Annotated in this window: 22 protein-coding genes; 18 read left to right on the top strand and 4 right to left on the bottom strand. The window is 69.6% G+C overall.

The genetic code is table 11. The features are described 5' to 3' along the window. Nucleotides 1-15 precede the first annotated feature (15 nt). Nucleotides 16-1,230, top strand: a complete 1,215-nt coding sequence (gene prpF / locus FHW12_RS11370) for a 2-methylaconitate cis-trans isomerase PrpF (RefSeq protein WP_182531148.1) — start codon at nucleotides 16-18, stop codon at nucleotides 1,228-1,230. 258 nt (nucleotides 1,231-1,488) lie between these two features. Beyond that, entirely contained in the window at nucleotides 1,489-2,643 is a 1,155-nt protein-coding gene (locus FHW12_RS11365; protein ID WP_182531147.1) for an OmpA family protein, read from the top strand. A 322-nt stretch (nucleotides 2,644-2,965) separates the two neighbouring features. Here FHW12_RS11365 and FHW12_RS11360 read toward each other — a convergent pair whose 3' ends face one another. Further along, nucleotides 2,966-3,766, bottom strand: coding sequence for an inositol monophosphatase family protein (locus tag FHW12_RS11360; RefSeq protein ID WP_182531146.1), 801 nt, complete (start codon nucleotides 3,764-3,766; stop codon nucleotides 2,966-2,968). Between the two features lie 153 nt (nucleotides 3,767-3,919). On the opposite strand from FHW12_RS11360, the gene FHW12_RS11355 reads away from it, so the two are divergent. Continuing rightward, complete coding sequence (locus FHW12_RS11355; protein ID WP_182531145.1) at nucleotides 3,920-4,684, top strand: RNA methyltransferase; 765 nt, start codon at nucleotides 3,920-3,922, stop codon at nucleotides 4,682-4,684. A 25-nt stretch (nucleotides 4,685-4,709) separates the two neighbouring features. On the opposite strand, the gene FHW12_RS11350 is transcribed toward FHW12_RS11355, so the two are convergent. Further along, a complete protein-coding gene (locus FHW12_RS11350; RefSeq protein ID WP_182531144.1) occupies nucleotides 4,710-6,023 on the bottom strand; it encodes a hemolysin family protein in 1,314 nt (437 codons plus the stop codon). Between the two features lie 236 nt (nucleotides 6,024-6,259). On the opposite strand from FHW12_RS11350, the gene FHW12_RS11345 reads away from it, so the two are divergent. Next, nucleotides 6,260-6,889 (top strand): DUF47 domain-containing protein, encoded by a 630-nt coding sequence (locus FHW12_RS11345; RefSeq protein ID WP_182531143.1) that lies wholly within the window; start codon nucleotides 6,260-6,262, stop codon nucleotides 6,887-6,889. Nucleotides 6,890-6,917: 28 nt separating this feature from the next. Further along, the gene (locus FHW12_RS11340) at nucleotides 6,918-8,051 is read left to right on the top strand and encodes an inorganic phosphate transporter (RefSeq protein WP_182531142.1); all 1,134 of its coding nucleotides are present in this window, start codon (nucleotides 6,918-6,920) and stop codon (nucleotides 8,049-8,051) included. 95 nt (nucleotides 8,052-8,146) lie between these two features. On the opposite strand, the gene FHW12_RS11335 is transcribed toward FHW12_RS11340, so the two are convergent. After that, complete coding sequence (locus FHW12_RS11335; protein WP_182531141.1) at nucleotides 8,147-8,551, bottom strand: hypothetical protein; 405 nt, start codon at nucleotides 8,549-8,551, stop codon at nucleotides 8,147-8,149. 46 nt (nucleotides 8,552-8,597) lie between these two features. Between FHW12_RS11335 and FHW12_RS11330 the strand changes: the two genes are divergently transcribed. From FHW12_RS11330 to FHW12_RS11270, 13 genes are all read left to right on the top strand, one after another. Next, a complete protein-coding gene (locus FHW12_RS11330) occupies nucleotides 8,598-8,993 on the top strand; it encodes an MGMT family protein (RefSeq protein WP_182531140.1) in 396 nt (131 codons plus the stop codon). A 95-nt stretch (nucleotides 8,994-9,088) separates the two neighbouring features. After that, nucleotides 9,089-10,978, top strand: coding sequence for a DUF1800 domain-containing protein (locus FHW12_RS11325; protein WP_182531139.1), 1,890 nt, complete (start codon nucleotides 9,089-9,091; stop codon nucleotides 10,976-10,978). Between the two features lie 46 nt (nucleotides 10,979-11,024). Beyond that, complete coding sequence (locus FHW12_RS11320; protein WP_182531138.1) at nucleotides 11,025-12,554, top strand: DUF1501 domain-containing protein; 1,530 nt, start codon at nucleotides 11,025-11,027, stop codon at nucleotides 12,552-12,554. A gap of 7 nt (nucleotides 12,555-12,561) precedes the next feature. Next, on the top strand, nucleotides 12,562-12,942 hold the full coding sequence (locus tag FHW12_RS11315) for a cupredoxin domain-containing protein (protein ID WP_182531137.1): 381 nt from the start codon (nucleotides 12,562-12,564) through the stop codon (nucleotides 12,940-12,942). 139 nt (nucleotides 12,943-13,081) lie between these two features. Next, entirely contained in the window at nucleotides 13,082-14,149 is a 1,068-nt protein-coding gene (locus FHW12_RS11310) for a M35 family metallo-endopeptidase (protein WP_259393015.1), read from the top strand. A gap of 229 nt (nucleotides 14,150-14,378) precedes the next feature. Next, a complete protein-coding gene (locus FHW12_RS11305) occupies nucleotides 14,379-15,008 on the top strand; it encodes a rhomboid family intramembrane serine protease (protein ID WP_182531136.1) in 630 nt (209 codons plus the stop codon). A gap of 8 nt (nucleotides 15,009-15,016) precedes the next feature. Then, complete coding sequence (gene folC / locus FHW12_RS11300; protein WP_182531135.1) at nucleotides 15,017-16,321, top strand: bifunctional tetrahydrofolate synthase/dihydrofolate synthase; 1,305 nt, start codon at nucleotides 15,017-15,019, stop codon at nucleotides 16,319-16,321. Nucleotides 16,322-16,396: 75 nt separating this feature from the next. Then, nucleotides 16,397-17,326 carry an SPOR domain-containing protein gene (locus FHW12_RS11295; RefSeq protein ID WP_259393014.1) on the top strand — a complete coding sequence of 310 codons (930 nt, stop codon included), beginning with the start codon at nucleotides 16,397-16,399 and terminating at the stop codon, nucleotides 17,324-17,326. Nucleotides 17,327-17,429: 103 nt separating this feature from the next. Beyond that, nucleotides 17,430-18,044 carry a CvpA family protein gene (locus FHW12_RS11290; RefSeq protein ID WP_182531134.1) on the top strand — a complete coding sequence of 205 codons (615 nt, stop codon included), beginning with the start codon at nucleotides 17,430-17,432 and terminating at the stop codon, nucleotides 18,042-18,044. Nucleotides 18,045-18,059: 15 nt separating this feature from the next. Further along, nucleotides 18,060-19,538 carry an amidophosphoribosyltransferase gene (gene purF, locus FHW12_RS11285; protein WP_182531133.1) on the top strand — a complete coding sequence of 493 codons (1,479 nt, stop codon included), beginning with the start codon at nucleotides 18,060-18,062 and terminating at the stop codon, nucleotides 19,536-19,538. Between the two features lie 141 nt (nucleotides 19,539-19,679). Then, the gene (locus tag FHW12_RS11280; RefSeq protein WP_182531132.1) at nucleotides 19,680-20,498 is read left to right on the top strand and encodes a ferritin-like domain-containing protein; all 819 of its coding nucleotides are present in this window, start codon (nucleotides 19,680-19,682) and stop codon (nucleotides 20,496-20,498) included. Further along, nucleotides 20,495-21,697, top strand: a complete 1,203-nt coding sequence (locus FHW12_RS11275; protein WP_182531131.1) for a hypothetical protein — start codon at nucleotides 20,495-20,497, stop codon at nucleotides 21,695-21,697. Before FHW12_RS11280 ends, FHW12_RS11275 begins: the two co-directional genes overlap by 4 nt. Continuing rightward, nucleotides 21,694-23,109, top strand: coding sequence for a hypothetical protein (locus FHW12_RS11270; protein WP_182531130.1), 1,416 nt, complete (start codon nucleotides 21,694-21,696; stop codon nucleotides 23,107-23,109). The genes FHW12_RS11275 and FHW12_RS11270 overlap by 4 nt, the downstream gene beginning before the upstream one ends. Here FHW12_RS11270 and FHW12_RS11265 read toward each other — a convergent pair. Beyond that, nucleotides 23,067-24,221, bottom strand: a complete 1,155-nt coding sequence (locus tag FHW12_RS11265; RefSeq protein WP_182531129.1) for a glycosyltransferase — start codon at nucleotides 24,219-24,221, stop codon at nucleotides 23,067-23,069. The two genes, FHW12_RS11270 and FHW12_RS11265, sit on opposite strands and share 43 nt — an antisense overlap. Between the last annotated feature and the right edge of the window lie 14 nt (nucleotides 24,222-24,235).

Genomic DNA, 24,235 nt, shown 5'->3' with positions numbered 1-24,235 from the left:
ACGGAATCCCGATCGATGTCCACGCTTCCACAGCTCCGCATCCCCGCCACCTACATGCGTGGCGGCACGTCGAAGGGGGTGTTCTTCCGCCTGCAGGACCTGCCCGGTTTCGCGCAGGTGCCCGGCAAGGCGCGCGATGCGCTGCTGGTACGGGTGATCGGCTCGCCCGACCCCTACGGCAAGCACACCGACGGCATGGGTGGCGCGACCTCGAGCACGAGCAAGGTCGTGATCATTTCCCCGCCGTCGGTGCCGGACCACGACGTGGATTACCTGTACGGCCAGGTGCCGATCGACGGCGATTTCATCGACTGGAGCGGCAACTGCGGCAACCTGTCCTCGGCGGTGGGCCCGTTCGCGATCGCCAACGGCTTCGTCGATCCCGCGCGGGTGCCGCGCGACGGCCACTGCACCGTGCGCATCTGGCAGGCCAACATCGGCAAGACGATCGTCGCGCACGTGCCCGTGCACGAGGGGCAGGTGCAGGAGACCGGCGACTTCGAACTCGACGGCGTGGCATTTCCCGCCGCCGAGATCCAGCTGGAGTTCCTCGATCCCGCCGACGAGGGCGAGGACGGCGGCGCGATGTTCCCGACCGGGCACCTCGTCGAGGCGCTCGAGGTCGCGGGTGTCGGCACGCTCGAGGCGACCCTGATCAACGCCGGCGTGCCGGTCGTGTTCGTCGACGCGGCCGCGCTCGGCTGCGACGGCACCGAGCTGCAGCCGGCGATCAACGAGGACAAGGCCTTGCTGGCCAAGCTGGAAGCGATCCGCGCCACCGCCGCGGTGCGCATGGGTCTCATCGACGACGTCTCGAAGGCCGCGGCGCGCCCGCTGACGCCAAAGGTCGCGTTCGTCGCGCCCCCGGCCGACTACGTCGCCTCGAGCGGCAAGCCGGTGCGCGCGTCCGACATCGACCTGCTTGCGCGGGCTATCTCGATGGGCAAACTGCACCACGCGATGATGGGCACGGCCGCCGTGGCGATCGCCACCGCGGCGGCGATCCCGGGCACGGTCGTCAACCGTGCCGCGGGCGGCGGCGAGCGCGAGGCGGTGCGTTTCGGTCACCCGTCGGGCACGCTGCGCGTCGGCGCGCAGGCGCGCGACGTCGACGGCGTGTGGACGGTGACGAAGGCGATCATGAGCCGCAGCGCACGCGTGCTCATGGAGGGCGCGATACGCGTGCCGGGCGAGGCGGTCGAAGCGTATCGGAGCGGATCGACGAGATGATCCTGAACGCGCATCGAGCCCGACAGGCCCGCGTTACATTTTGCGCCAACTGAGCGAAGCCTTAACGGCATCTTCACAATAGCGTTGGCGCAGGGCACTGATCTGGCTACACTGCGGCCGCAGCCCGGCGCCCATGCTAAAGTGTTAAGCGCTCGTTTCCCTGTCATTGTTTTGGCGTAGACTAGGGAGGAGTGTGAGCGTCCTGCGGACATTGGGCGGGCACGCGTTGATACCAAAACGAGAGAGGAGTCCTCCAGAATGAAACGTAATGCCCTTAGTGCGCTCATCGCCCTGGCGCTCGTCGGCGGCAGCGCTGCCGTGCACGCGCAGGATTTCGGCAACTGGTACATCGCCCCGCGCATCGGCGCGAATTTCTCCGATAGCGAACGCATGACGGATACGTCCGTGTGGGGCGGCTTCGGCGTCGGCGTGTGGGTCAACCCGCACCTCGCGGTCGATTTCGAGTACACGATGAACAACGCCAAGTTCGAAGACAGCTCCTGGCGTTCGGGTCACGAGTGGGAAAGCGTCGGCCTCGGCGTCAGCGGCCGCTGGTTCTTCGGTGACGAGGGCGCGCAGTGGCGTCCGTACGTGATGGTCGGCGTCGGCGCGCTGCGCCACGCGGCCTACTCGGGCTACCTGCTCGACGGCCAGGGCTACGATCCGCACGGCTGGGATCCGATGGTCACCGCCGGCGGCGGTATCCAGTACAACCTGTCCGAGAACGTCGCGATCCGCGGTGAACTCGCGGCGCGTTACGACCACGACAACAATACGCGTGGCAACCTGTCCGAAGCGCTCGGCTACGACATCTCGCGCAAGAGCGGCTACGTCGACGGCATCGCCAGCGTCGGCCTCGTCTACAGCTTCGGTCATGCCGCCGCTGTCGCCGCCGAGAAGCCGGTCGCTCCGCCGCCGGCTCCGGACTGCCATTCGCTCGACGACGACCATGACGGCGTCAACAACTGCGACGACCGTTGCGCCGACACGCCGGCCGGTACGATCGTCGGTCCCGACGGCTGCCCGCAGAAGGTCGTCATCGACCTGCGCGGCGTGAACTTCAAGTTCGACCGTCCGAAGAAGGGTGAGCACAACATCGACCCGACCCTCGCGGTCCCGACCTCCGACTCCATCGCGATCCTCGACCAGGCGGTCGACGCGCTGAAGCGTTACCCGGAGATCAAGGTCGAGCTGGACGGCCACACCGACTCCGTCGGCACCGACCAGTACAACCAGGGTCTGTCGGAGCGTCGCGCGCAGATCGTCTCGGACTACCTGACGTCGCATGGTATCGATGCCAGCCGCATCACTGCGGTCAAGGGCTTCGGCGAGAGCCAGCCGATCGACACCAACTCGACGAAGGAAGGCCGCGCGCGCAACCGTCGCACCGAGCTGAAGGTCGAGAACCCGTAAGATCGGTTCTGCCAAGCAACAAGGAAAAAGCCCGGCGCAAGCCGGGCTTTTTTTTGTGCGGGTTTACTTGCGCTCATCCATGATCGCCGCATCATGGGTTCCGCGTAGTGGCGCGCGCAGTCGGTTTCGTTCGAGTCCAGAAGCGGCCATCCTGGCCGCACTTTCGAAGAACAACACGCCCGGCTCGCAGCGTTGTACCGCCTGCGCTTGTCCGCGGCGCGAAGGGGCAATGTCGAGCCATCGAAGGAAAATTGCTTTTCCTTCGTGTTCTTCGTGTTTCAGTCTTCTGCTTTGGCTTCAGCGTCCGCCTGGCTTGCGGTGTTCAGCGCGCGAGCACCGGCGTCACTTCGGGCGCGATCGCCTTGACCATCGCGTTCGCGACGTGGACGTTGCCGGCGACGAGGTTGCCGGTCTCCGGGATGCCGTCGCGGCCGGTGAAGTCGCAGTAGCGTCCGCCCGCTTCGCGCACGAGCAGGCAGCCTGCGGCCATGTCCCAGGTGTAGAGGCCGATCTCGAAGTAGCCGTCGACGCGTCCGGCGGCGACGTAGGCGAGGTCGAGCGCGGCCGAGCCGGTGCGGCGGATGTCTTCCGCCTCGGCGAGCAGCACGCGCGTCATGCCGAGCTGCGCGTCGAGGTGGCGGCGCTGGCGGTACGGGAAACCGGTCACGAGCAGCGCGCCGCCGAGGCCTTCGCGCTTGCCGACGCGGATGCGACGGTCGTTGAGGTAGGCGCCGTCGCCCTTGCTCGTGGTGTAGAGCTCGTCGCGCAGCGGGTCGTAGACGACGCCGACGACGGGCTCGCCGCCCTCGAGCAGCGCGATCGACACGCAGAAATGCGGGAATCCGCGCAGGTAGTTGTGGGTGCCGTCGAGCGGGTCGATGACCCAGACGTTGCGCGACTTGCCGATCTGGCCCGACTCCTCGCCGAGGATCGCATCGCGCGGATAGGCGCGGCGCAGTTCACGTATGATCTCCGCCTCGGCGAGCTTGTCGACCTCCGACACGTAGTCGTGCCGCTGCTTCTCGATCACCTCGAGGCTGTCCAGGCGGTTCATGTAGCGCAGGATGATCTGGCCGGCGGCGCGCGCGGCGCGCACCGCCACGTTGACGGCGGGTCTTGGCATGGCTGTTTCGCTGGGGGCGGCGTTGGAAAGAACGGGCGCGGTCGGGCCGCGCAGGCGCGCGAGGGTAGCAGATCGGGTGGTAGTTATGCGATCGTCGTCGACCGCCGAGGGCGAAATGGCCCCGTCATTGCCGCACTTTCGGACCGGAACACCGTGACGTCACCGCTCGACCTCGTCCGCTTCGTGCTCGTCCGCACCTCGCATCCGGGCAACATCGGGTCGGCCGCGCGCGCGATCCGCACGATGGGCCTGCACCGCCTCGCCCTCGTCGCTCCCGAGGCATTCCCGCATGCCGAGGCGACCGCGCTCGCGGCGGGCGCCGGCGACGTCGTCGACGCGGCCGCCGTGCACGCGACCTTGCCCGACGCGATCGCCGACTGCCGCCTCGTGCTCGGCGCGACCGCGCGCCGCCGCGGTGTCGTGCTCGAGGAACTCGATCCGCGCGGCGCCGCGCACCGCGTGCTCGACGCGGCGCTCGCCGGGCACGAGGTCGCGCTGCTGTTCGGCAATGAGCGGTCCGGGCTCGACAACGACGAGATCAAGCATTGCCACGCGGGTATCACGATCCCGGCCGATCCGAGCTATTCCTCGTTGAACCTCGCCCAGGCGGTGCAGGTCGTCGCGTGGGAACTGCGCATGGCCTGGCTCGAGCGGCGCGCGGATGCGGCGCCCATGCACGGCGACGCGCGCGCGGACGCGGCCGAGATGGAGCAGTTCTTCGCCCACCTCGCGCGCACGCTCGAGGCGATCGATTTCCACAAGGGACGCTCGCCCGAGCGCATCCTGCAGCGCCTGCGCCGCGTGTTCCTGCGCGCTGCGCCGGACGCGCGCGAACTGCGCGCGCTGCACGGCATCCTCGCCGACGCGACGCGCATGGCCCGCCTCGCGCGCGACGCGGAACCGGGCGACGGGGTCTAGATCGCGGCGCTCGCCGGGCGGTCGGTTATTCCCCGCCTTCGGGCCCGGTGCGCGAAATGAGCAGCTTGTCGATGCGCGCGCCGTCGAGGTCGACGACCTCGAAGCGGAAGCCGTTCCAGCTGAAATGCTCGCCGGCCTGCGGGATGCGGCCGAAGCGCGCCATCACCATGCCGGCCGCGGTGCGGTATTCGTGCTCTTCTTCGTCGGGCAGTTCCGAGCGGCCGAGCAGCTCGCGCAGGTCGTCGATGCCGACACTGCCGTCAACGAGCCAGCTGCCGTCGTCGCGCTGCACGATCGGATGTTCGGCCGGCCCCGTGGAGGGCGCCGCGGCGGCCTTGCCGAGCACCGCCGAGAGCACGTCGTTGAGCGTGACGAGCCCGTCGATCTCGCCGTACTCGTCGACGACGAGCGCCATCGGGATCTCGGCGTCGCGGAATTCCTCGAGCAGGTCGAGCGCGCGTGCGGTCGCCGGCACGTACAGCGGCTCGCGCAGCTGCTTGAACAGTTCACCCGCGAGCGGGCTCGCGAGGCGGCCGATCACGCGCTTGGTCTCGAGCACGCCGAGCACGTCCTGCAGGCCGCCGCGGCAGACCGGATAGCGCGAGTACGGCGTTTCGCGCATCGTCGCGAGGTTCTCCTCGAGCGGCGCGTCGGCGTCGAGCCAGGCGATGCGCGTGCGCGGCGTCATGACGCTGTCGGCGCTGCGGTCGCCGAGGCGCAGCACGCGGTTGACCATGTTGCGCTCGTCGCTGTCGATCACGCCCTGGTCGGCGCCTTCGGCGACGAGCAGGCGGATCTCCTCCTCGCTGACATTGCCGCGGCTGACCCGGTCCATGCGCAGCAGGCGCAGCAGCCGGCGCGTCAGCCCGATCAGCACGAACGTGAACGGTGCGGCGAGCCATGCCATCGCGCGCATCGGCAGCGCGACGGCGATCGCGAACTTCTCCGGGTCGACGAGCGCCGCGCGCTTGGGCGCGAGCTCGCCGAGCAGCATGTTGAGGAAGGTGATGGCGGCGACGCTCAGCGAGACGCCGATCCCGACCGCGTAGCGGTCGAGCAGCGGCAGGTCGAGCGCGTCGAGCGCGACGCCGATGCGGTCGCCGATGTCGGCGCCGAGCGCCGCACCCGCGCTTATCTGCAGCAGCGTGATGAACACCTGCACGGTGGCGAGAAAGCCTTCCGGCTGCTGCACGAGGTCGAGCGCGGCCTTCGCGCGCCGGCTGTCGCGCGCGAGCTGCTTGAGGCGGCTGTGGCGCGCCGTCATGAGGGCCATTTCGCTGAGCGCGAAGAAGCCGTTGCACAACGCGAGCACGACGACGAGCAGGAATTCGATCAGCATCCGGGCCGCTTGCCCCCAGGGTGGCGGGGAGTCGTCCTCGACTCGCCCGGAAAAGGCGCCGCGCGGCCTGCCGCGGTACGCCGGCCGCGCCCGGTCGGCGCGCGTTTGCGGCGAGTGTAGCAACGACGCGACGCCCGGCGTGGCCGGGGCAGGCGCCGACACGATGCTGAAACGGTGCTGTAACATACGCGCCGCTCGCGCGGCACGGCCCCCGACAACGACAGGACCCGCACCCCATGTTTTCGCTGCAGACGATTTTCGGCAAGGGCGACAAGTTCTACGGCCTGCTCGAAGCCAGTGCCGATGCGGCGCGCGACTCCGCCGCCGCGCTCGTCAAGATGCTCGCGACACGCCAGCAGGCGGTCTCGCTCGACGAGTTCATGCTCGCGCGCAAGCGCGAGAAGGACCTCACCGCGCAGATCAGCAGGGAGCTCGTCAACACGTTCGTGACGGCGCTCGACCGCGAGGACATCGAGGCGCTGTCGGCCGCGCTCAACAAGATCACCAAGGCGATCTCGAAGTTCGCCGAGCGTTACGCGCTCGCCGCCGACCGCCTCGGCGACATCGATTTCGGCACGCGCGCCGCGTTGCTCGAGAAGGCCGCCGAGGTGATCCGCCAGATGGTCGCGCAGTTGCGCAAGGGCATGAACCTCGAGGCGATGAGCGCGCTCAACGATCGCCTGCAGGCGATCGAGAACGAGGCCGATCGCCTGCTGCTGGAGCTGTACCGCGACCTCTATGGCGGCCGCCACGAGCCGATCCGCATCCTGCTGCTGAAAGACCTGTTCGAGCTGCTGGAAAAGGCGATCGACCGTTGCCGCGACGCCGGCAATGTCGTCTACCAGATCGTCCTCAAGAACTCCTGACCGCGCCGCGGCCGAGCAAGGATTGTCGATGGAACTGACCCTCGTCCTGCTGGTCGTGCTGATCGCGCTGGCCTTCGAGTACATCAACGGCTTTCACGACACCGCCAATTCGATCGCGACCGTGGTCGCGACCAAGGTGCTCAGCCCGGGCCAGGCAGTGCTGCTCGCCGCGGCGACCAACCTCGTCGGCGCGCTGATCGGCACCGCGGTCGCGAAGACGATCGCGTCCGGGCTTATCGACACCAACCTCGTCGCCGTCACGCCGATCGTGCTGATCTGCGCGCTGCTCGGCGCCGTGGCCTGGAACCTCATCACCTGGTGGTGGGGCCTGCCTTCGAGTTCCTCGCACGCGCTCGTCGGCGGCCTCTGCGGCGCCGCGCTGGCCGCCGCGCACGACGACTGGCGCGCGATCATCTGGGTGCAGGGCGGCGCACACTGGTGGGGCGAGAAGGGCGTGTTGCCGAAGGTGATCGTGCCGATGGTGACCTCGCCGGTCGCCGGCTTCGTGCTCGGCCTGCTGTTCATGGGCCTGCTGTTCTCGCTGATCGAGTTCCTCGGTTCGCGCAAGGGGCCGTTGCAGCGGCTCGGTCGCACGCGGTTCGCGAACGCGTTCTTCGGCAAGGCGCAGCTCGTTTCGGCGAGCGCGATGGGCCTGTCGCACGGCATGAACGACGCGCAGAAGACGATGGGCATCATCGCGCTCGCGCTGGCCACGGCGACCGCGTCCGGCACGCTCGACCAGGTGCCGTCGTGGCTGCATTTCCTGCGCATCGAGGAAGACGCGGGCAAGCAGTTCGAGATCGCGATGTGGATCAAGATCCTCTGCGCCCTCGTGATGGCGGCCGGTACCGCGGTCGGTGGCTGGCGCATCATCAAGACGCTCGGTCACAAGATGGTCAAGCTGCACCCGATCAACGGCTTCGCCGCCGAAACCGCCTCGGCGAGCGTGATCCTCACCGCATCGCATTTCGGTATCCCGGTGTCGACGACGCACAACATCTCGGCGGCGATCCTCGGCGTCGGCGTCGCCAAGCGCGCCAACGCGATCCGCTGGACGATCGTCGAGCGCATGGTGTGGGCGTGGATCCTCACCCTGCCGGTCACCGGCGGCATCGCCTGGCTGCTCGTTCGCGGCGCGCGGATGTTCGGCCTGCTCGGCTGAGCGAATCGGCGCGGCGTTGCATCGGGGAGCGGCGAAGCCGCTGCTCGCCCCCCCCCCGACCCACGACGGCAGCGCGGCTCGCGCCGCCTGCGCCGTCAGAACGTGTCGCCGCCGTTCGAGATCGCCTGCTCCATGCGGTCGCCGAGCGCGCCGAGTTCGGCGATCACGCGATCGATCTCGCTCGGCGAGAGCAGGGTGTACGGGCGGTTCTCGCACAGCTGCAGGTACGGCGAGCCTTCCAGGTCGCTGATCGCGAGGTAGCCGGTGCGCTGTTCCCAGTTGAAGCGCAGGCAGCGCGCGCCGTCCATGCCGGTGTACGGACCGATCGGTGTCGAGATGCGCAGGTACTTCGCGCCTTCCTCGTCCTCCATCTCCGCGAGGTAGACGCCCTGGTGGCGACCGTCCGCGAGCGTGAGGTCGAAGCTGATGAGGTACGGATCGTTCGTGCGCAGCGCGTGGCGGCTGCCGACATGGGAACGGATCTGTTCGAAACTCTGCACGAGGAATCTCCGGCGGGCGCGGCCTCTATGCTAGCGTGCGTGCGCCATGAAGTCAGTCCGGCCCGAACCGCCGCCCGCCCACCACGCGATTCGTGCGGCGATCGCCGCGATACCGCAGGGGCGCGTCGCCAACTACGGCGAAATCGCCCGCCGCGCCGGCTTGCCGGGACGCGCTCGCCTGGTCGGTACGGTGCTGCGCGAAGCGCCGTCCGCGCTCGGGCTGCCGTGGTACCGCGTCCTGCGCGCCGACGGCCGCATCGCGTTCCCACCGGGCAGCAAGGCGTTCCGCGAACAGGTGCGTCACCTCGCCGGAGAAGGCGTGCTCGTCCGTGGCGGCCGCGTCGACCTCGCCGTGCACGGCTGGGAGCGCGACGTCGACCACCTGCTCTGGGGGCCGCCCGCGCAGACGGGCAAGCGCAAGTCGGCGCGCGCCGAAAGCTGAGCATCGCATCGCGCAATTGCGGTACGCGTCATGAACGCGATCGCACGGGAGGATTAGAGTCCGCGCATTCCGGAACGCCGGAAGGGGAGGTCGTGATGCGGTTCGCAAGATCCCTGCGGGATTTCCGGGTCGTCGCGCTCGCGTGCCTGTGCGCGCTGCCGGCCGCGCGCACGAGCGCGCAGAGCCACTGGCCCGACCAGACCTTCCACGACGGCTTCGAAGGCATCGCCGGCGGCCCGGCGACGGACGCCGACGCGTCGCGCTTCCTCGCCCAGGCGACGTTCGGCGCGACCACCGAGGACATCGCGCACCTGCGCGCGGTCGGCTACGGCGCGTGGCTCAACGAGCAGTTCGCCAAGGTGCCGTCGACGCAGGTGCCCTACCTCGACTGGGTGCAGGGCCTGTCCTGCCCGGCCGGCGACGACTATTGCAACGTGGTCGCCGAATGGGCCGGCACGCGCCTGCAGACATGGACGATCAATTCCGTCGGCACGCCGGATCCGAGCCGCTCGCAGCAGGTCCCGACCGACCAGTTGCGCCAGCGCGTCGCGTTCGCGCTGAGCGAGATCTTCGTCGTCTCCAACAGCAACGGCACGCTCGCCCAGCAGCCGTGGGCGCTCGCGAGCTTCTACGACATGCTCGCCGCGGATGCGTTCGGCAACTACCGCAACCTGCTCGAGGACGTCACCAAGCATCCCGCGATGGGCGTGTTCCTCAGCTCGATCCAGAACCAGAAGGCGAATCCGGAGGAGAACATCCATCCGGACGAGAACTACGCGCGCGAGATCAACCAGTTGTTCTCGATCGGCCTCGTCCAGCTCAATCTCGACGGCACGCCCAAGCTCGTCAACGGCCAGCCCGTGGCGACCTATGGCCAGGAAGCCGTGCGCGGTTTCGCCGCCGTGTTCACCGGCTGGGACTTCAACAGCGTCGGATGCAGCGTCGACTACCAGGACGGCGTGCCGCTCTGCTGCAACAACCCCGAGAATCCTTGGCAGTACTTCTACTGCGGCCCGGCCAACAGCGACGATCTCGCCTGGCAGCGTCCGATGGAACCGGTCGAGTACTGGCACGACGACACGACCGACAAGCAACTGCTCGATTACCCGGGCGTCGCGCTCGCGGGCGGCGTGCTCGCGCACGGTGGCGCGGCGCAGGCCGAACTCACCGCCGCGCTCGACAACGTGTTCCACCATCCGAACGTCGGCCCGTTCATCGCGATCCGCCTGATCCAGCGCCTCGTCACCAGCAATCCGACACCGGCGTACGTGCAGCGCGTCGCGCAGGTGTTCAACGACGACGGCAGCGCCTCGCACGTGCGCGGCAACCTCAAGGCCGTGGTGAAGGCGATCCTGCTCGATCCGGAAGCGCGCTATGGCCAGTGGCAGAAGCCGGACACGTTCGGCAAGTTGCGCGAGCCGCTGCTCAGGATCACCCAGCTGTGGCGCGCGATGGCGGCGCGCACGCCGACCGGCGACGCGCTCTACAGCGGGCGCTCGGGCAACCTCGACACGTGGCCGCCGATCGTCGAGCAGATCGGCCAGGCGCCGCTGTATTCGCCGACCGTGTTCAACTTCTTCAAGCCCGATTTCGCCCAGCCCGGCGAGGTGCGCACGCGCGGCCTGGTCAGCCCCGAGTTCCAGATCCTCGGCGACACGACGTCGACGGCGATGCCGAACTATCTGTTCCACCAGGTCTTCTGCAACTACACCGCGAGCGAAGCCTGCTGGGACGCGGACAACCCGCAGACGCTGCAGGTGAACGAGGCGCGCGATGCGCCGCTCGCGGCGAGCGATCCGGCCGCGCTGGTCGATCGCTACAGCCTGCTCATGATGGGCGGACAGATGTCGCCGTTCATGCGCAACGTGCTCGTCACGCGCCTCGCCGCGATGGACCCGGGCGACTACGACGACATCGGCCGCGCACGCGTGCAGGAAGCGCTCTACCTCATCTTCAATTCACCCGAATACTCGATCCAGAAATGAGCCGCGCCGCCGGCGGCTCGACCGCGTACGCAGAGAGGATCCACCCATGCACGTGAATCGACGTGAGTTCCTGCGACGGAGCATCTGCGCCGCGCTCGGCGGCGCCAGCCTCTACGGCGCGCTCGGCAACCTGCGGCTGATTTCGGCCGCGGCGGCGGGACGTCGCTACGCGTTCACCGACTACAAGGCGCTCGTCTGCGTCTACCTGTACGGCGGCAACGACAGCTTCAACACGATCGTGCCGTGCGACGCGTCGCACTACGCGACCTACCAGGCCACGCGCCAGGCGCTCGCGATCGCTCAGGGCGACCTGCAGGCGAACGTGCTCAATCCGCTCGCCGCCCAGGGCGGCCTGCCCGGCGGACTGCCGAGTGACGGCGCGACCTACGGCATGCATCCGTCGATGGGCCAGGTTGCAGGCGGCAATGCGGGCCTGCGCGGCCTGTTCAACAGCGGCAAGGCCGCGATCGTCGCCAACGTCGGCTCGCTGCTCTATCCGATCACGCAACAGCAGTACCAGAGCGGTGCCGTGCTGACGCCGCCGCAACTGTATTCGCACGACGACCAGACCAACCAGTGGCAGACCTCGCGCCCCGACGACGCCAACGCGAACGGCTGGGGCGGGCGCATCGCCGACATGCTGTACAGCTCGAACGCGGGCGAGCTGCCGATGAGCATCACGCTGTCCGGCGAGAACCGCTTCCAGCGCGCGGCGAGCGTCAATCAGTTCGCCGTCGATGCCTACGGTGCGGCGTTCGCCGCGGCCGGCGTCGACGACCAGGGCAACCCGGTCGATTTCTTCCAGGTGCAGGGCATGAGCTTCCGCGGCGACGGCCCCGAATCGTGGGTGGTCGGCAACGGCAACGATCCCGGGCGCGCCGCCGCGTACGACGCGCTGCGCGCGAGCGGCACGCAGGCGCACGTGCTCGAACGCGCCTTCGCCGATACCGCGAATCGCGCGATCGCCAACGCGGCGCTGCTCAACGCGGCGATGACCGGCACGCGCCTCACCACGCCGTTCCCCGACACGGACCTCGGCAACCAGCTCGCCGCCGTCGCGCTCATGATCAAGGTGCGCGCGGCGCTCGGCATGAACCGCCAGGTGTTCTTCGTCTCCGTCGGCAACTACGACACGCACGGCACGCAGCTGACCGACCAGGCGGACAACCTGCAGCAACTGTCGCAGGCGCTCGCGGCGTTCCACGCGGCGACCGTCGAGATGGGTGTCGCCGACGGCGTCACGGCCTTCACCGCGTCCGATTTCGGCCGTTCGCTCGCGGTCAACAGCGACGGCACCGACCACGGCTGGGGCGGCCACCACTTCGTCGTCGGCGGCGCTGTACGCGGTCAGCGGTTCTACGGCACCATGCCGTCGCTGGCGCAGTACGACGAAGGCCTCCCGAACAACGGCAATCCCGACGACACCGGCTATGGCCAGATCATCCCGACCCTCGCCGTCGACCAGTACTCGGCGACGCTCGCGCGCTGGTACGGCGTCGACGCCAGCGGCATCGCGGACATGTTCCCGAACCTCGGCCGCTTCGCCGCCGGCGGCAACCTCGGCTTCATGGCCTGACAGCGCGATGCGCGCGTTGCTCCTCGCCTGCGCGCTCGCCGCGTCGAACGCGCAGGCGCGCTCGTTCACCGTGACCGCGAACGCGGACATGACGTTCTCGCCCGCGCAGATCGAGATTTACCAGGGCGATTCGATCCACTTCGTCAACAACGGCGGCCTGCACAACGTGCGCGCCGACGACGGCAGCTTCACCTGCGCGCTCGACTGCAACCTGCACAACGCGCCGAGCAGCCAGCCGTGGCAGGTATCGGTGCGCTTCAACCGCCTCGGCACGATCGGCTACTACTGCGACCAGCACGGCGACCTCACGAGCGGCATGCGCGGGTCCGTGACCGTGATCGACCGCATCCTCGTCGCCGGGTTCGAGAAGGTCTTCCTGCCTGAATGAGTGACGCAGGTCGCATTGCGCGGCGCGCTTGTTGCGCTGCCGCGTTACGCGCCGGCGCGACACCCCATACGCTCCGCGCGCGGCTTTGGGGGCCGCGCGGGCATCGACGATGCCCGCTCCTACCACATGAGGGAGAGCCATGGGTAAGGTCTTGTTGGGATCGTTGTTGTTCGCCTGCGCGTTCGCAGGTACCGCCGCCGCGGCACCGGGCGGCGTCTCCGTGCACCTGGATGCTTCGGCGAAGGCCGCCGACATCGGCAGCGGCAAGCTCGTCTTCACGATGGCGAACGACGGCGCGGCGGCGATGCACGTGCTGCGCTGGCAGACGCCGTTCGACGGCGTCACGTCCGACCTGTTCAGCGTCGAGCGCGACGGCGCGGCCGTCGCCTACGTCGGCCCGATGTACAAGCGCGCCGCACCGGGCGCGGGCGACTACATCGAGCTGAAGCCGGGCGAATCGCGTTCGGTCGAGGTCGACCTCAGCGCGTACTACGACATGAAGGCGGGTGGCCAGTACGCGATCCGTTACGTGCGCGACGCCCAGAGTGCATTGCTCGAGGCACAGCAGGCGTCCAAGGCCGGCGTGGCCGCGACGGCGGCGATCGACAGCGACGCGGTGACGCTGTGGGTCGACGGCGCGCCGGACGCGTTCGACGAAGCCATGTCGACGCAGGGTGCACCCGGCGTGCTGGCGGCGACCAACAGTTTCGTCAGCTGCAGCAACACGCGCCAGACGCAGCTCGCGACCGCGCGCAACTCCGCGGTCACCTACGCGACCAATGCGAAGAGCTACCTCGACGCAGGCACGCACGGCACGCGCTACACCTGGTGGTTCGGCACCTACACGAGCAGCCGCTATTCGACCGTGCGCACGCACTTCACCAATCTGAAGAGCGCGCTGTCGTCGCAGCCGTACACGTTCGACTGCAGCTGCACCGACAGCGGCACCTACGCCTACGTCTACCCGACGCAGCCGTACCGCGTGTACCTTTGCGGTGCGTTCTGGTCGGCGCCGAACACCGGCACCGATTCGCGCGCGGGCACGCTCGTGCACGAGTCGAGCCACTTCAACGTCGTCGCCGGCACCGACGACTGGGCCTACGGCCAGACCGCCGCGCACAACCTCGCCAACAGCAATCCGAACCACGCGATCGACAACGCGGACAGCCACGAGTACTTCGCCGAGAACAACCCGGCGCGCAATTGAGTTTCAGGGGGCCGCTGCGGCGGCCCCCATTTTTTTGTTCGTCAATGGACGCTGCTTCGACGGACCGCTTCCTTGTGCCGGTCACGTCGGCTTCGGTTCGTCCAGATCGGCGATCCATGGCCGCTCCTTCCTCGACACCGCGTTCGCTTGCAGCCCGATGGCCCTGGGTGCACTCGCGTGACGCGGCACGAGCGGTCACAATGCGACGTCGCCCCCGGTCGTTCCGTGCATGCCCCTCGATACGCCCCCGATCACCCGCGCATTGCTGATCGCGAACGTCGTCGTCTACCTGTTGCAACAGGTCATGGGCGATGCGCTGCTCGTGCACTTCGCGCTGTGGCCGCTCGGCCCTTCGCCGTACGGCAACGTGCCCGGCTTCGAGGCGTGGCAGCTCGTCAGCTATGCGTTCCTGCACGGCAGCTTCGCGCACATCGCGTTCAACATGCTCGCGCTGTGGATGTTCGGCGGGCCGATCGAGCAGTTGTTCGGATCGCGGCCGTTCCTGCTCTACTACTTCGTCTGCGCCGTGGGCGCCGCGCTGACCCAGCTCGCGGTCATGCACTTCTTCGGCAACGGCTACTACCCGACGCTCGGCGCATCGGGCGGCGTGTTCGGCCTGCTGCTCGCCTACGGCATGATGTTTCCGCACGCGCGCATCCTCGTCTATTTCGCGATCCCGATGCCCGCATGGCTGTTCGTGACCCTGTACGGCGGCCTCGAGCTCTATCTGGGGGTGACCGGCACGCAAGCCGGCGTCGCGCATTTCGCGCACCTGGGCGGCCTCGCGTTCGGTTTCCTGCTGATCCAGTACTGGCGCGGGCGCCTGCCGTGGAAGCCGCGGCGCGTCCTCGAACGCTGAGCGTGCCAATGGCGACGCAACCGACCGGTCTGGCCGACTGGCTCGACTACCAGCAGCGCGTGCATCCGCGCGCGATCGAACTCGGCCTCGAGCGCGTGCGCGAGGTGTGGCATCGGCTCGGCGCACCGGCGCCGGCACCTCTGGTGATCACGGTCGGCGGCACCAACGGCAAGGGCTCGACGGTCGCGTTCCTCGAAGCGATGCTCGCCGCCGACGGGCGGCGCGTCGGTGCCTACACTTCGCCGCACCTGTTGCACTACAACGAGCGCGTGCGCGTCGCCGGCACCGACGTCGACGACGCCGCGCTGACCGACGCATTCGAGCGCATCGAGGCCGCGCGCCTCGGCGCGACCGGCGATGCCGCCGCGACGATCGCGCTCACCTATTTCGAGTACGGCACGCTCGCCGCGCTGTGGATCTTCGCGCACGCAGGCCTCGACGTCGCCGTGCTCGAAGTCGGCCTCGGCGGACGCCTCGACGCGGTCAACCTCGTCGACGCCGACGCATCCATCGTCACCACGGTCGACCTCGACCACCAGGACTGGCTCGGCGACGACCGCGACAGCATCGGTCGCGAGAAGGCCGGCATCTTTCGCGCGGGGCGGCCGGCGATCATCGCGGAAGCGGATCCACCGGCGGCATTGCTCGCCGAAGCAGGGCGCATCGGCGCGGACCTGCGCCGCGCCGGACGCGACTACGCGTACGAAGTCGACGCGGACGGCGCGTGGCGCTGGCGCAGCGGCGCGGCCGCACTGGCGTTGCCGCCACCCGGCTTGTCCGCGCCGTGCCAGCACGCCAACGCGGCCGGCGCGATCGCCGTGCTGCACGCGTTGCGTGGACGGCTCGGCTGGAATCCCGCGGCGATCTCGCGCGGCGTCGCCGACGCACGCGTCGGTGCGCGCCTGCAGCGTTTCAGCGGCGAGCCCGAACTCGTCGTCGACGTGGCGCACAACCCGCAGGCGGCCGGCGTGCTCGCGCAATGGTTGCGGCGCACGCCGTCGCGCGGCCGCACGCTCGCGGTGTTCGGCGCGCTCGCCGACAAGGACGTGCGCGGCATCGTCAGGGCGGTCGCGCGCCAGGTCGATCGATGGTATCCGGCCGGGCTCGATCGCGACTCGCCGCGCGGCCTCGATGCGCACGCGCTCGCCGGATTGCTCGCGGACGTCGACGACGGACATCTCGCCAGCGCGAGCGCGGACGTCGAAGCCGCGCTCGCGGCCGCGTGCGTGGATGCGCGACCGGGCGACCGCGTGCTCGCCTTCGGTTCGTTCTTCGTCGCGGCCGCCGCGCTGCAGTTCGCCGCACGACGCTGAACGTGCGCGCAATCGCGTGGCGGGAACGGTGTGCCGGGCGGGTATAATCGCGCCGTCGCCAGAAGCGGATCGATCATGGATCTGTCGTTGAAACAGCGCCTGCTCGGCGCCGCGGTGCTGATCGCGCTGGCCGTGATCTTCGTGCCGATGCTCATTTCCGGTTCCGCGCCGCAGAAGTCGGCCGAGATGGAGACGTCGACCCTCGCGATCCCGCCCGCGCCGGATCGCGAATTCCAGACGCGCGTGCTGCCGGTCGATCCGTCCGCGGCCAATCCGACCACGCCCGCGAGCGCACCGCCACCGTCGCCGGCGCCCGAGACGATCGCGACCGTCGATACGGCGACCGCACCCAAGCCCGCGCCGCCGCCGGCGACCCCGGCGCCGGCGCAGGTCGCCACCGCGACACCGCCGAAGCCGGCGCCCGCCAAGCCCGAGCCGGCCAAACCCGAGCCGGAGGCCGCGAAGCCGGTGCCGGGGCAGGCGGCCAACGGACGCTACTACGTCAACCTCGGCGTGTACGCGAGCAGCAAGAACGCGCAGGACCTCGTCGCGAGCCTCAAGAAGGGCGGTTTCCCGGCGGCGACCGAAGCGAGTGAGGTCCAGGGCAAGCCGGCCGAACGCGTGCGGGTGGGTCCATTCGCCGATCGTGCGGCCGCCGAAGCCGCGCGCCTGCGCATCAAGCAGGCGCGACCGAGCGTGCCCGGCAGCGTGGTCGCGACGGCCGAGGATGCGAAAGCCGATGCGCCCGCGAGTGCGCTCCCGGCCGGGCGCGCCGGCGGCTGGGCGGTGCAGCTCGGCGCGCTGAAGACGGCGGAAGACGCGAACAAGCTGCGCGACCGGGTCAAGAACGCGGGTTTCGTCGCGTTCGTCGACAAGGTCGACGCCAACGGCACGACGCTGTGGCGCGTGCGCGCAGGTCCTGAAGTCGATCGCGGCGCGGCGGAAAAGTTGCGCGCGGGCATCAAGGACAAGCTCAAGCTCGACGGCATCGTCGTGACGCAGTGATGAAGGCGGGCACGGGGCAGCAGGAATCGGGAGTGAAGCCGGCCAGGTGCACCGCCGTCCACGCTCCGTGGCCGATGGTCCGGTTTCGATTCCCGGCCGCCGCATGAACTGGGTCGACTACACGATCATCGCGGTGCTCGGACTTTCCGTGCTGATGGGGCTGTGGCGCGGTTTCGTCGGTGAAATCCTCGCGCTGACGGTATGGGTCTGCGCGTTCTGGGTCGCCTGGATGCTCGGCCCGGCCCTTGCGGAACGCTTTTCCGCCAGCATATCCACCCCGTCGGTGCGCGTGATCCTCGCCTACGCGCTCTGTTTCATGGCCGTGCTGATCGCCGGTGCGATCGTCACGTTCCTCATGCGAAAGCTCGTCGAAGGCAGCGGGTTGTCCGGCAGCGATCGCCTGCTCGGCATGGTGTTCGGCCTCGTGCGCGGACTCGCCCTGGTCGTGCTGGTCGTGTTGCTGCTCGGATTCACGCCATTCGCGCGCGATCCGTGGTGGCATCAGTCACAATTGCTGCCCGGTTTCGAGCGCGGCGCGCAATGGCTCGCCGCGCGCCTGCCGCAGGAGGTCGCGCGCCACCTCGAGCCGGTCCAGGGCTTGCTCGGGCCACTCGCGCAGCCAGCAGCCCCGGCGGTCGAGCCGGCAAAACCGGCCGCGGTACCGCGCGGCAAGCCGGCGGACGGTAGTCAGGCCGCCGCCCAGACTCCATCCACGTAGAAGTAGCCCAACACCATGTGCGGAATCATCGGCATCGTCGGCAAGTCGGAAGTCGCTTCGGCGCTCTACGACGCGCTCACCGTCCTGCAGCATCGCGGCCAGGACGCGGCGGGCATCGCCACCCTCGACGGCAATCGCCTGCGCCTGCACAAGGGCTCCGGCCTCGTGCGCGACGTGTTCGACCAGACGAGCATGCTCGCCCTGCGCGGCAGCGTGGGCATCGGCCATTGCCGCTATCCGACCGCGGGTTCGGAAGGTTCGGCCGAGGCGCAACCGCTGTACGTCAATTCGCCCTACGGCATCGCGCTCGCGCACAACGGCAACCTCATCAACACCGAAGCGCTGCGCCGCGAGGTGTTCGAGGACGATCGCCGCCACATCAACACCGATTCCGATTCCGAGGTGCTGCTCAACGTGCTCGCGCACGAACTGCAGATCCAGGACCGGCGCCAGCTCACGCCCGACCACATCTTCAAGGCGGTCGCCGGCACGCACGCGCGCTGCGTCGGCGGCTATGCGATCGTCTCGATGCTGCTCGACTACGGCGTGCTCGCGTTCCGCGATCCGCACGGCATCCGCCCGCTCGTGCTCGGCGAGCGCGACACCGCGACGGGCAAGGAATACGCGGTCGCGTCGGAGTCGGTCGCGCTCGACATCCTCGGCTTCCGCCTGCTGCGCGACGTCGCGCCGGGCGAGGCGGTGCTGATGACGCTCGACGGCCGCCTGCACACGCGCCAGTGCGCGGAGCCGGCCAAGCACGCGCCGTGCATCTTCGAGTACGTCTACCTCGCGCGGCCCGATTCAATGATCGAGGACGTGTCGGTGTACAAGGCGCGCCTGCGCATGGGCGAGAAGCTCGGCGAGAAGATCCTGCGCGAGATGCCCGACCACGACATCGATTCGGTGATCCCGATCCCGGACACGTCGCGCACCGTCGCCGGCCCGCTCGCGCAGATCCTCGGCGTGCCGGTGCGCGAAGGCTTCGTGAAGAACCGCTACATCGGCCGCACGTTCATCATGCCGGGGCAGAGCGAGCGCGTGAAATCGGTGCGCCGCAAGCTCAATCCGGTCGGCCTCGAGTTCCGCAACAAGAACGTGCTGCTGGTCGACGACTCGATCGTGCGCGGCACGACCTCGAAGCAGATCATCCTGATGGCACGCGAGGCCGGCGCGAAGAAGGTCTACCTCGCCTCGGCCGCGCCGCCGGTGCGCTATCCGAACATCTACGGCATCGACATGCCGGTGACGGCCGAACTCGTCGCGCACGGGCGCACGGTCGAAGAGGTCGAGCGCATGCTCGGCGCGGACCGGCTCATCTACCAGGATCTCGACGATCTCGTCTGGGCCGTGCGTGACGGCAACGAGAAACTCGCCGACTTCGACACCTCGTGCTTCTCCGGCGAGTACGTGACGGGCGTGGAGCCGACGTACCTGGCCGACCTCGAATTCGCGCGCTCCGACGATGCGAAGTCGCAGCGGCGGCAGGCCGGCTGAACGACCGCGCGAGGGCGATGCGCGAAACTGCGTGTCCGGTCCGCGTCCCTGACGACGTTGGTCATGGATAATGAAGGACGGCGCGTTCGCGCGCCGTGTGTCGGGGAAGATCCCGGCGCCCCCAAGGCACGGAGTCGCGGCATGCCCGGCAGCGTCAAGGAAAATCTGTTCGATGCCGCCGCGCGTTGCCTCGCTTGCGCCGACGTCACGGAAAAGCTCGCGTTGACCCGCGCGGTCGCGCGCGCAATCTCCGCCGGCGAGATGCGCGCGGACGCGGGCGCGGCGCCGCCTCGTCCGATCGGTGATCCGGGCCGGCCTTCGCGACCGCACCTCGTGTCGCCGCGCAAACTCGCGCAACGCGGGCTCGGCTCGGCCGCCGGCAGGGCAGCGCTCGTGCACGCGGTCGCGCACATCGAGTTCAATGCGATCAACCTCGCATGGGACGCCGTGTATCGCTTCCGCGACATGCCCGACGAGTACTACCGCGACTGGGCGCGCGTCGCCGACGACGAGGCGCGCCATCACGCGCTGCTCGCCGCGCGCCTGGCCGAGCTCGGCCACCGCTACGGTGATTTCGACGCGCACGACGGATTGTGGGACATGGCCGTGCGCACCGCCGATTCGTGCGTCGCGCGCATGGCGCTCGTGCCCCGCGTGCTCGAGGCGCGTGGCCTCGACGTGACGCCGGGCATGATCGAACGCCTGCGCGCGGTCGGCGACGACGCGACCGCCGACATCCTCGAGACGATCCTTCGCGAGGAAGTCGCGCACGTCGCCGCCGGTTCGCACTGGTATGCCTGGGGTTGCGCGCGCGAGGGGCGCGATCCGCAGGCGACGTTCCGCGCGCTGCTCGACGAGCACATGCGCGGCAGCCTGCGCGGCCCGTTCAACATCGAGGCGCGGCTGCGCGCGGGTTTCACCCCGGCCGAACTGGCCGGGCTGGACGAAATCGCCGCATGACGGTCGCGCGCTGGCGGCTTATCGCGTTCGTCCTCGTGCTCGGCGCGACGTGGCTGTTGCTGCTGCTGTGGGCCGCCGGAATCGACCCCCGCTTGCCGTTCACTCCCGCGCACACGCAGTCGCTGCCGGGCAGCCGCTATCACGCAGTGTTCGGCAAGGCGATGCCCGACGGCCAGCAATTGCGGGTTTCGGCCGCGGCCGAAGACTATTCCGCGTTGCAGGTGACCGACGTGCCGGAGCTCGAGGCGGCAGACCTGCCGATCCTGCGCTACGCGTTCGCCGATTTCCCGGGCACGCTTGAACTGTCGCTCGTGTTCCGCACGCGCGAAGCGCCCGACGACGTGGAGACGGTTTCGCTGCCGGCACCGGGCGCCGGAACCCGGACGTTCGACCTGTCGCGCGTACCGGCCTGGCGCGGAACGATCGTCGAGGTCGGGTTCTCGCAATTCCCGGTCGCGCAGCTGGCGCCGCCGGCAGGAGCGTTCAAGCCGTTCGCATTCACCGGGGCGCGACTCGAATCGGATTCGTGGCGTGGCCGCATCGCCGCGATGTGGTCGTCCTGGTTCGCCCATGCGCCGTGGCAGCTCATTTCGGTCAGCGCGATCGGGCCGGTTGAAACCGGCGACGCATTGCCGCATGCACCGCGCCCGCCGCTCGTCGTCGCGCTCGCGCTCGTCGCGCTCGCGCTCGTCGCGCGCTTCGTGCTGCGCTGGCGCGGCGATCGCCTCGCGCGGCCGCTGTTCGCCGCCGCCGCGATCGCGTGGGTCGGCATCGACGCGGCGTGGATGCGCGAACTCGACTACCGCCGCGCGGTCGACCGCGACATCTGGGGTGCGATCCCATTCGCGCAACGACAGGACCATGTCGCCGATGAGCGCACGCTCGCGGCGGCGGAGCGGCTGAAAGTGTTGCTGGCGAACGAGCCGCCGACGACGCGCGTGCTCGTCAACGCGGAGACGCCGCACGAAATCCTCCGGTTGATCTACCTCGCGGCGCCGACCAACGCGTCGAGCCTCGGCGGCTACCTCGCCGCCCCGCACACGCGCATTCCGAGCGGCACCGTGCTCGTCAACTACCGCGTCGATCGTCCGCGGCCGCTGAATGACGTGATGCGCATCGGCCTGCGCAAGGTGCGCGTGAAGGTGATCGATCGCAACGAGGACCTGGTCGCCTACCGCGTCGAGGCGGTGATCCGGTGAGCGGGCTGCCTGCGCTCGTCGTCTGGCTCGCGCCGCTGCTGCTCGGCAGCGGACTGTGGGCGGCGGCCGTCGGCTGGCCGCGCCGGGGGTGCGCGCTGGCGACGGTCTTCGGTGGTGGCTGGATCGTCGGGGCGCTGTGCTGCGGCCTGCTCATGCGCGCGCTGAGCGCGACGGATCTGTCGGCGGGCCTCGCGCGCGTCGGCGTGGCCGCGCTCGCGATCGGCAGCGCGGGTTGGGCCGTCGCGTGGTGGTCGCGGGAGCGCTCGCCGCTGCACGGGCCGGTCGCGGCGCCGCTGCGCGGCGGTCATGTCGTCGCGATCCTGATCCTGCTGGCGCTCGCCTGGCGCGCCTGGCTGTTCGCGACCGACATCACGTCGCATCCGACCTTGCCGTGGGACGCGTGGGCGGTGTGGCAGGCCAAGGCCAAGATGTGGGTGCTCGCGGATCACGCATCCCCGTACGTTTCCTTCGGGCGCTGGCTGCTGCAGCCGCAGGTCGACGTACGCACGACGTCGGCGTGGAACTATCCCGAGCTGCTGCCGTGGACGGTGACCTGGTTCGCCGTCGACAGCGGCTGGATCGAGCCCTGGATCAACCTCGCATGGCTCGGCCTGTGGGCGGCATTGCTGGCCGCCCATTACGGGCAGTGGAGGGCGCTAGGCGTGTCGCCGATCCATGCGCTGGCGGGTGTCTACCTGCTCGCCTCGCTGCCGTTGCTCGACGCGCACGTCGCCCTCGGCGGCTACGCCGACCTCTGGGTGGCCGCGCTGATGTCGTTCGCGGGCCACGCGTGGCTGCGCTGGCGCGAGACGGGCGAGCACCGCCAGCTGCTGGTCCTCGCGGGGATCGTTGCGCTGTTGCCGATGATCAAGCTCGAGGGCGCGGTATGGAGCATCGTGCTCGGGGTCGCCGTCGTGTTCGGCATATTGCCGCGCCGCATGCGCAGCAAGCGCTTCCTCATCGGCGCCGCCGTCGCGGCGTTCGCGATCGTGCTGTGCGTCACGCTGAGCGTGCCCTGGGTCGCGGTTGCGCGTCGTTACGTGCAGGACAGCATCGTTTTCGACGGCGGCCGCGTCGGGCCGTCGCTGCACGCCCTCGCGAATGCGCTGTGGGGGCAGTGGAACTGGAACCTGCTCTGGTTCGCGCTGCCGGCCGCACTGTTCTGGAGGCGCGCGCAGTGGTCGCGTTCGACCGCGGTGCGGCGGATGTTCGTCCTCGTCGCGGTGCCGTTGCTGCTGATCGTCGGCCTGTTCGCGCTCACGGCCGCGGCGCGCTACGCGCAAAGCTATTCCGCGGTGAATCGCCTGTTGTTGCAGCTCACGCCGATGCTGGTCAGCCTGCTGGTGCTGGTGCTGTGGCTGCCGGCTGATCAGCCGGCGGAGCCCGGATTGCCGGCTGATGCGGCTGCGTAGATCGCCCGCACGGATCGCACGCTGCGGTCGAGCGTGAACAGCGCGTTCCAGCGCTCGCGCCCGGCGTCGCCGAGGCGTGCGCGCAGCGCAGGGTCGCGCAGGCGAACGAGCGCGGCGGCGAGCGCGACGCGGTCGCCGGGTTCGACCAACAGGCCCGATTCGCCGTCGGCGACGACGAAGCCGACGCCCGAGCCCGGTATCGCGCTCGCGACGACGGGAAGCCCGGCGCGCATCGCCTCGAGCAGCACGAGGCCGAAGGCTTCGCCGCGGTCGAGCGAGGGGAGAATGAACGCGTCCGCCGCCGCATACGCGGCCTCCAGCGTCGCGTCATCGATGTCGCCCGCGAAAGCGATGCGCCCATCCACGCCGCGCGCGCGGGCGAGCGCGCGCAGTTCGCGCGCGCACTCGCCGTCGCCGACGAGCAGCAGGCTGGCGTCCGCCGTCGACGCCAATGCGTCGACGAGCACGTCGAAGCCCTTGTAGCGGCCGAGCCGGCCGACGGCGAGCAGGCGTACGCCGTCCGTCGCCGGCCACAGGTCCGCGCGCGGCGCGGTGGCGCGCGCCGCGTCGATGCCGAGCGGGACGATGCGCACCTTGGAGCGCCACGCCTGCAACGCGCGGCTCGCCTCGAAGTACGGTTGCGACGTCGCGATCACGCTCGCGGCGCGCGCGAGCACGGCCTGCTCGAACGGGCGATAGACGCGGTAGCCGAGGCGCAGGCGCCAGTCGGGCGCGTCGGGCGGCACGTCGGCGTGCCAGTGCACGATCCACGGCAGGCGCCGCGCGGCGGGACTCGCGAGCGCGGCGAAACAGGACGGGTTCGGCAGGTGCATGTGCAGCAGGTCGGGCGCGAATTCGCGCAGCGCGCGGGAGAGTTCGAACGGATATGCCGGGCTCAGCGGCGTGTAGACGGGCGCAGCGATGCATCCCGCGCGGCGGACTTCGACGCCGGCGATGAGCTCGCGCGTGCCGCGCCAGTGTCCCGGCGCGCGATGGACGAGCACGGCGACCGGATCACCGGCGCGCACGCATGCTTCGGCGAGGGCCTGCGTGTGGCGTTCGATGCCGCCGCGCTGCGGAACGTAGTACTTGCCCAGATGCAGGATGCGCATGCGCCGGCGCGTAT

Origin of the sequence: Dokdonella fugitiva (assembly GCF_014138265.1) — a bacterium.
GTDB classification, from domain to species: domain Bacteria; phylum Pseudomonadota; class Gammaproteobacteria; order Xanthomonadales; family Rhodanobacteraceae; genus Dokdonella_A; species Dokdonella_A fugitiva_A.
The sequence above is the reverse complement of the archived record's forward strand: the minus strand, read 5'-3'. Positions and strand labels throughout refer to the sequence as shown.

What these genes read in the sequence shown, in the direction of transcription:
- FHW12_RS11275 (WP_182531131.1), top strand. Translation starts at nt 20,495, where the DNA reads ATGACGGTCGCGCGCTGGCGGCTTATCGCGTTCGTCCTCGTGCTCGGC.
- FHW12_RS11290 (WP_182531134.1), top strand. Translation starts at nt 17,430, where the DNA reads ATGAACTGGGTCGACTACACGATCATCGCGGTGCTCGGACTTTCCGTG.
- FHW12_RS11320 (WP_182531138.1), top strand. Translation starts at nt 11,025, where the DNA reads ATGCACGTGAATCGACGTGAGTTCCTGCGACGGAGCATCTGCGCCGCG.
- FHW12_RS11305 (WP_182531136.1), top strand. Translation starts at nt 14,379, where the DNA reads ATGCCCCTCGATACGCCCCCGATCACCCGCGCATTGCTGATCGCGAAC.
- FHW12_RS11265 (WP_182531129.1), bottom strand. Translation starts at nt 24,221, where the DNA reads ATGCGCATCCTGCATCTGGGCAAGTACTACGTTCCGCAGCGCGGCGGC.
- FHW12_RS11325 (WP_182531139.1), top strand. Translation starts at nt 9,089, where the DNA reads ATGCGGTTCGCAAGATCCCTGCGGGATTTCCGGGTCGTCGCGCTCGCG.
- FHW12_RS11315 (WP_182531137.1), top strand. Translation starts at nt 12,562, where the DNA reads ATGCGCGCGTTGCTCCTCGCCTGCGCGCTCGCCGCGTCGAACGCGCAG.
- FHW12_RS11350 (WP_182531144.1), bottom strand. Translation starts at nt 6,023, where the DNA reads ATGCTGATCGAATTCCTGCTCGTCGTCGTGCTCGCGTTGTGCAACGGC.
- FHW12_RS11295 (WP_259393014.1), top strand. Translation starts at nt 16,397, where the DNA reads ATGGATCTGTCGTTGAAACAGCGCCTGCTCGGCGCCGCGGTGCTGATC.
- prpF (WP_182531148.1), top strand. Translation starts at nt 16, where the DNA reads ATGTCCACGCTTCCACAGCTCCGCATCCCCGCCACCTACATGCGTGGC.
- FHW12_RS11280 (WP_182531132.1), top strand. Translation starts at nt 19,680, where the DNA reads ATGCCCGGCAGCGTCAAGGAAAATCTGTTCGATGCCGCCGCGCGTTGC.
- FHW12_RS11360 (WP_182531146.1), bottom strand. Translation starts at nt 3,766, where the DNA reads ATGCCAAGACCCGCCGTCAACGTGGCGGTGCGCGCCGCGCGCGCCGCC.
- FHW12_RS11345 (WP_182531143.1), top strand. Translation starts at nt 6,260, where the DNA reads ATGTTTTCGCTGCAGACGATTTTCGGCAAGGGCGACAAGTTCTACGGC.
- FHW12_RS11330 (WP_182531140.1), top strand. Translation starts at nt 8,598, where the DNA reads ATGAAGTCAGTCCGGCCCGAACCGCCGCCCGCCCACCACGCGATTCGT.
- FHW12_RS11365 (WP_182531147.1), top strand. Translation starts at nt 1,489, where the DNA reads ATGAAACGTAATGCCCTTAGTGCGCTCATCGCCCTGGCGCTCGTCGGC.
- FHW12_RS11310 (WP_259393015.1), top strand. Translation starts at nt 13,082, where the DNA reads ATGGGTAAGGTCTTGTTGGGATCGTTGTTGTTCGCCTGCGCGTTCGCA.
- folC (WP_182531135.1), top strand. Translation starts at nt 15,017, where the DNA reads ATGGCGACGCAACCGACCGGTCTGGCCGACTGGCTCGACTACCAGCAG.
- purF (WP_182531133.1), top strand. Translation starts at nt 18,060, where the DNA reads ATGTGCGGAATCATCGGCATCGTCGGCAAGTCGGAAGTCGCTTCGGCG.
- FHW12_RS11340 (WP_182531142.1), top strand. Translation starts at nt 6,918, where the DNA reads ATGGAACTGACCCTCGTCCTGCTGGTCGTGCTGATCGCGCTGGCCTTC.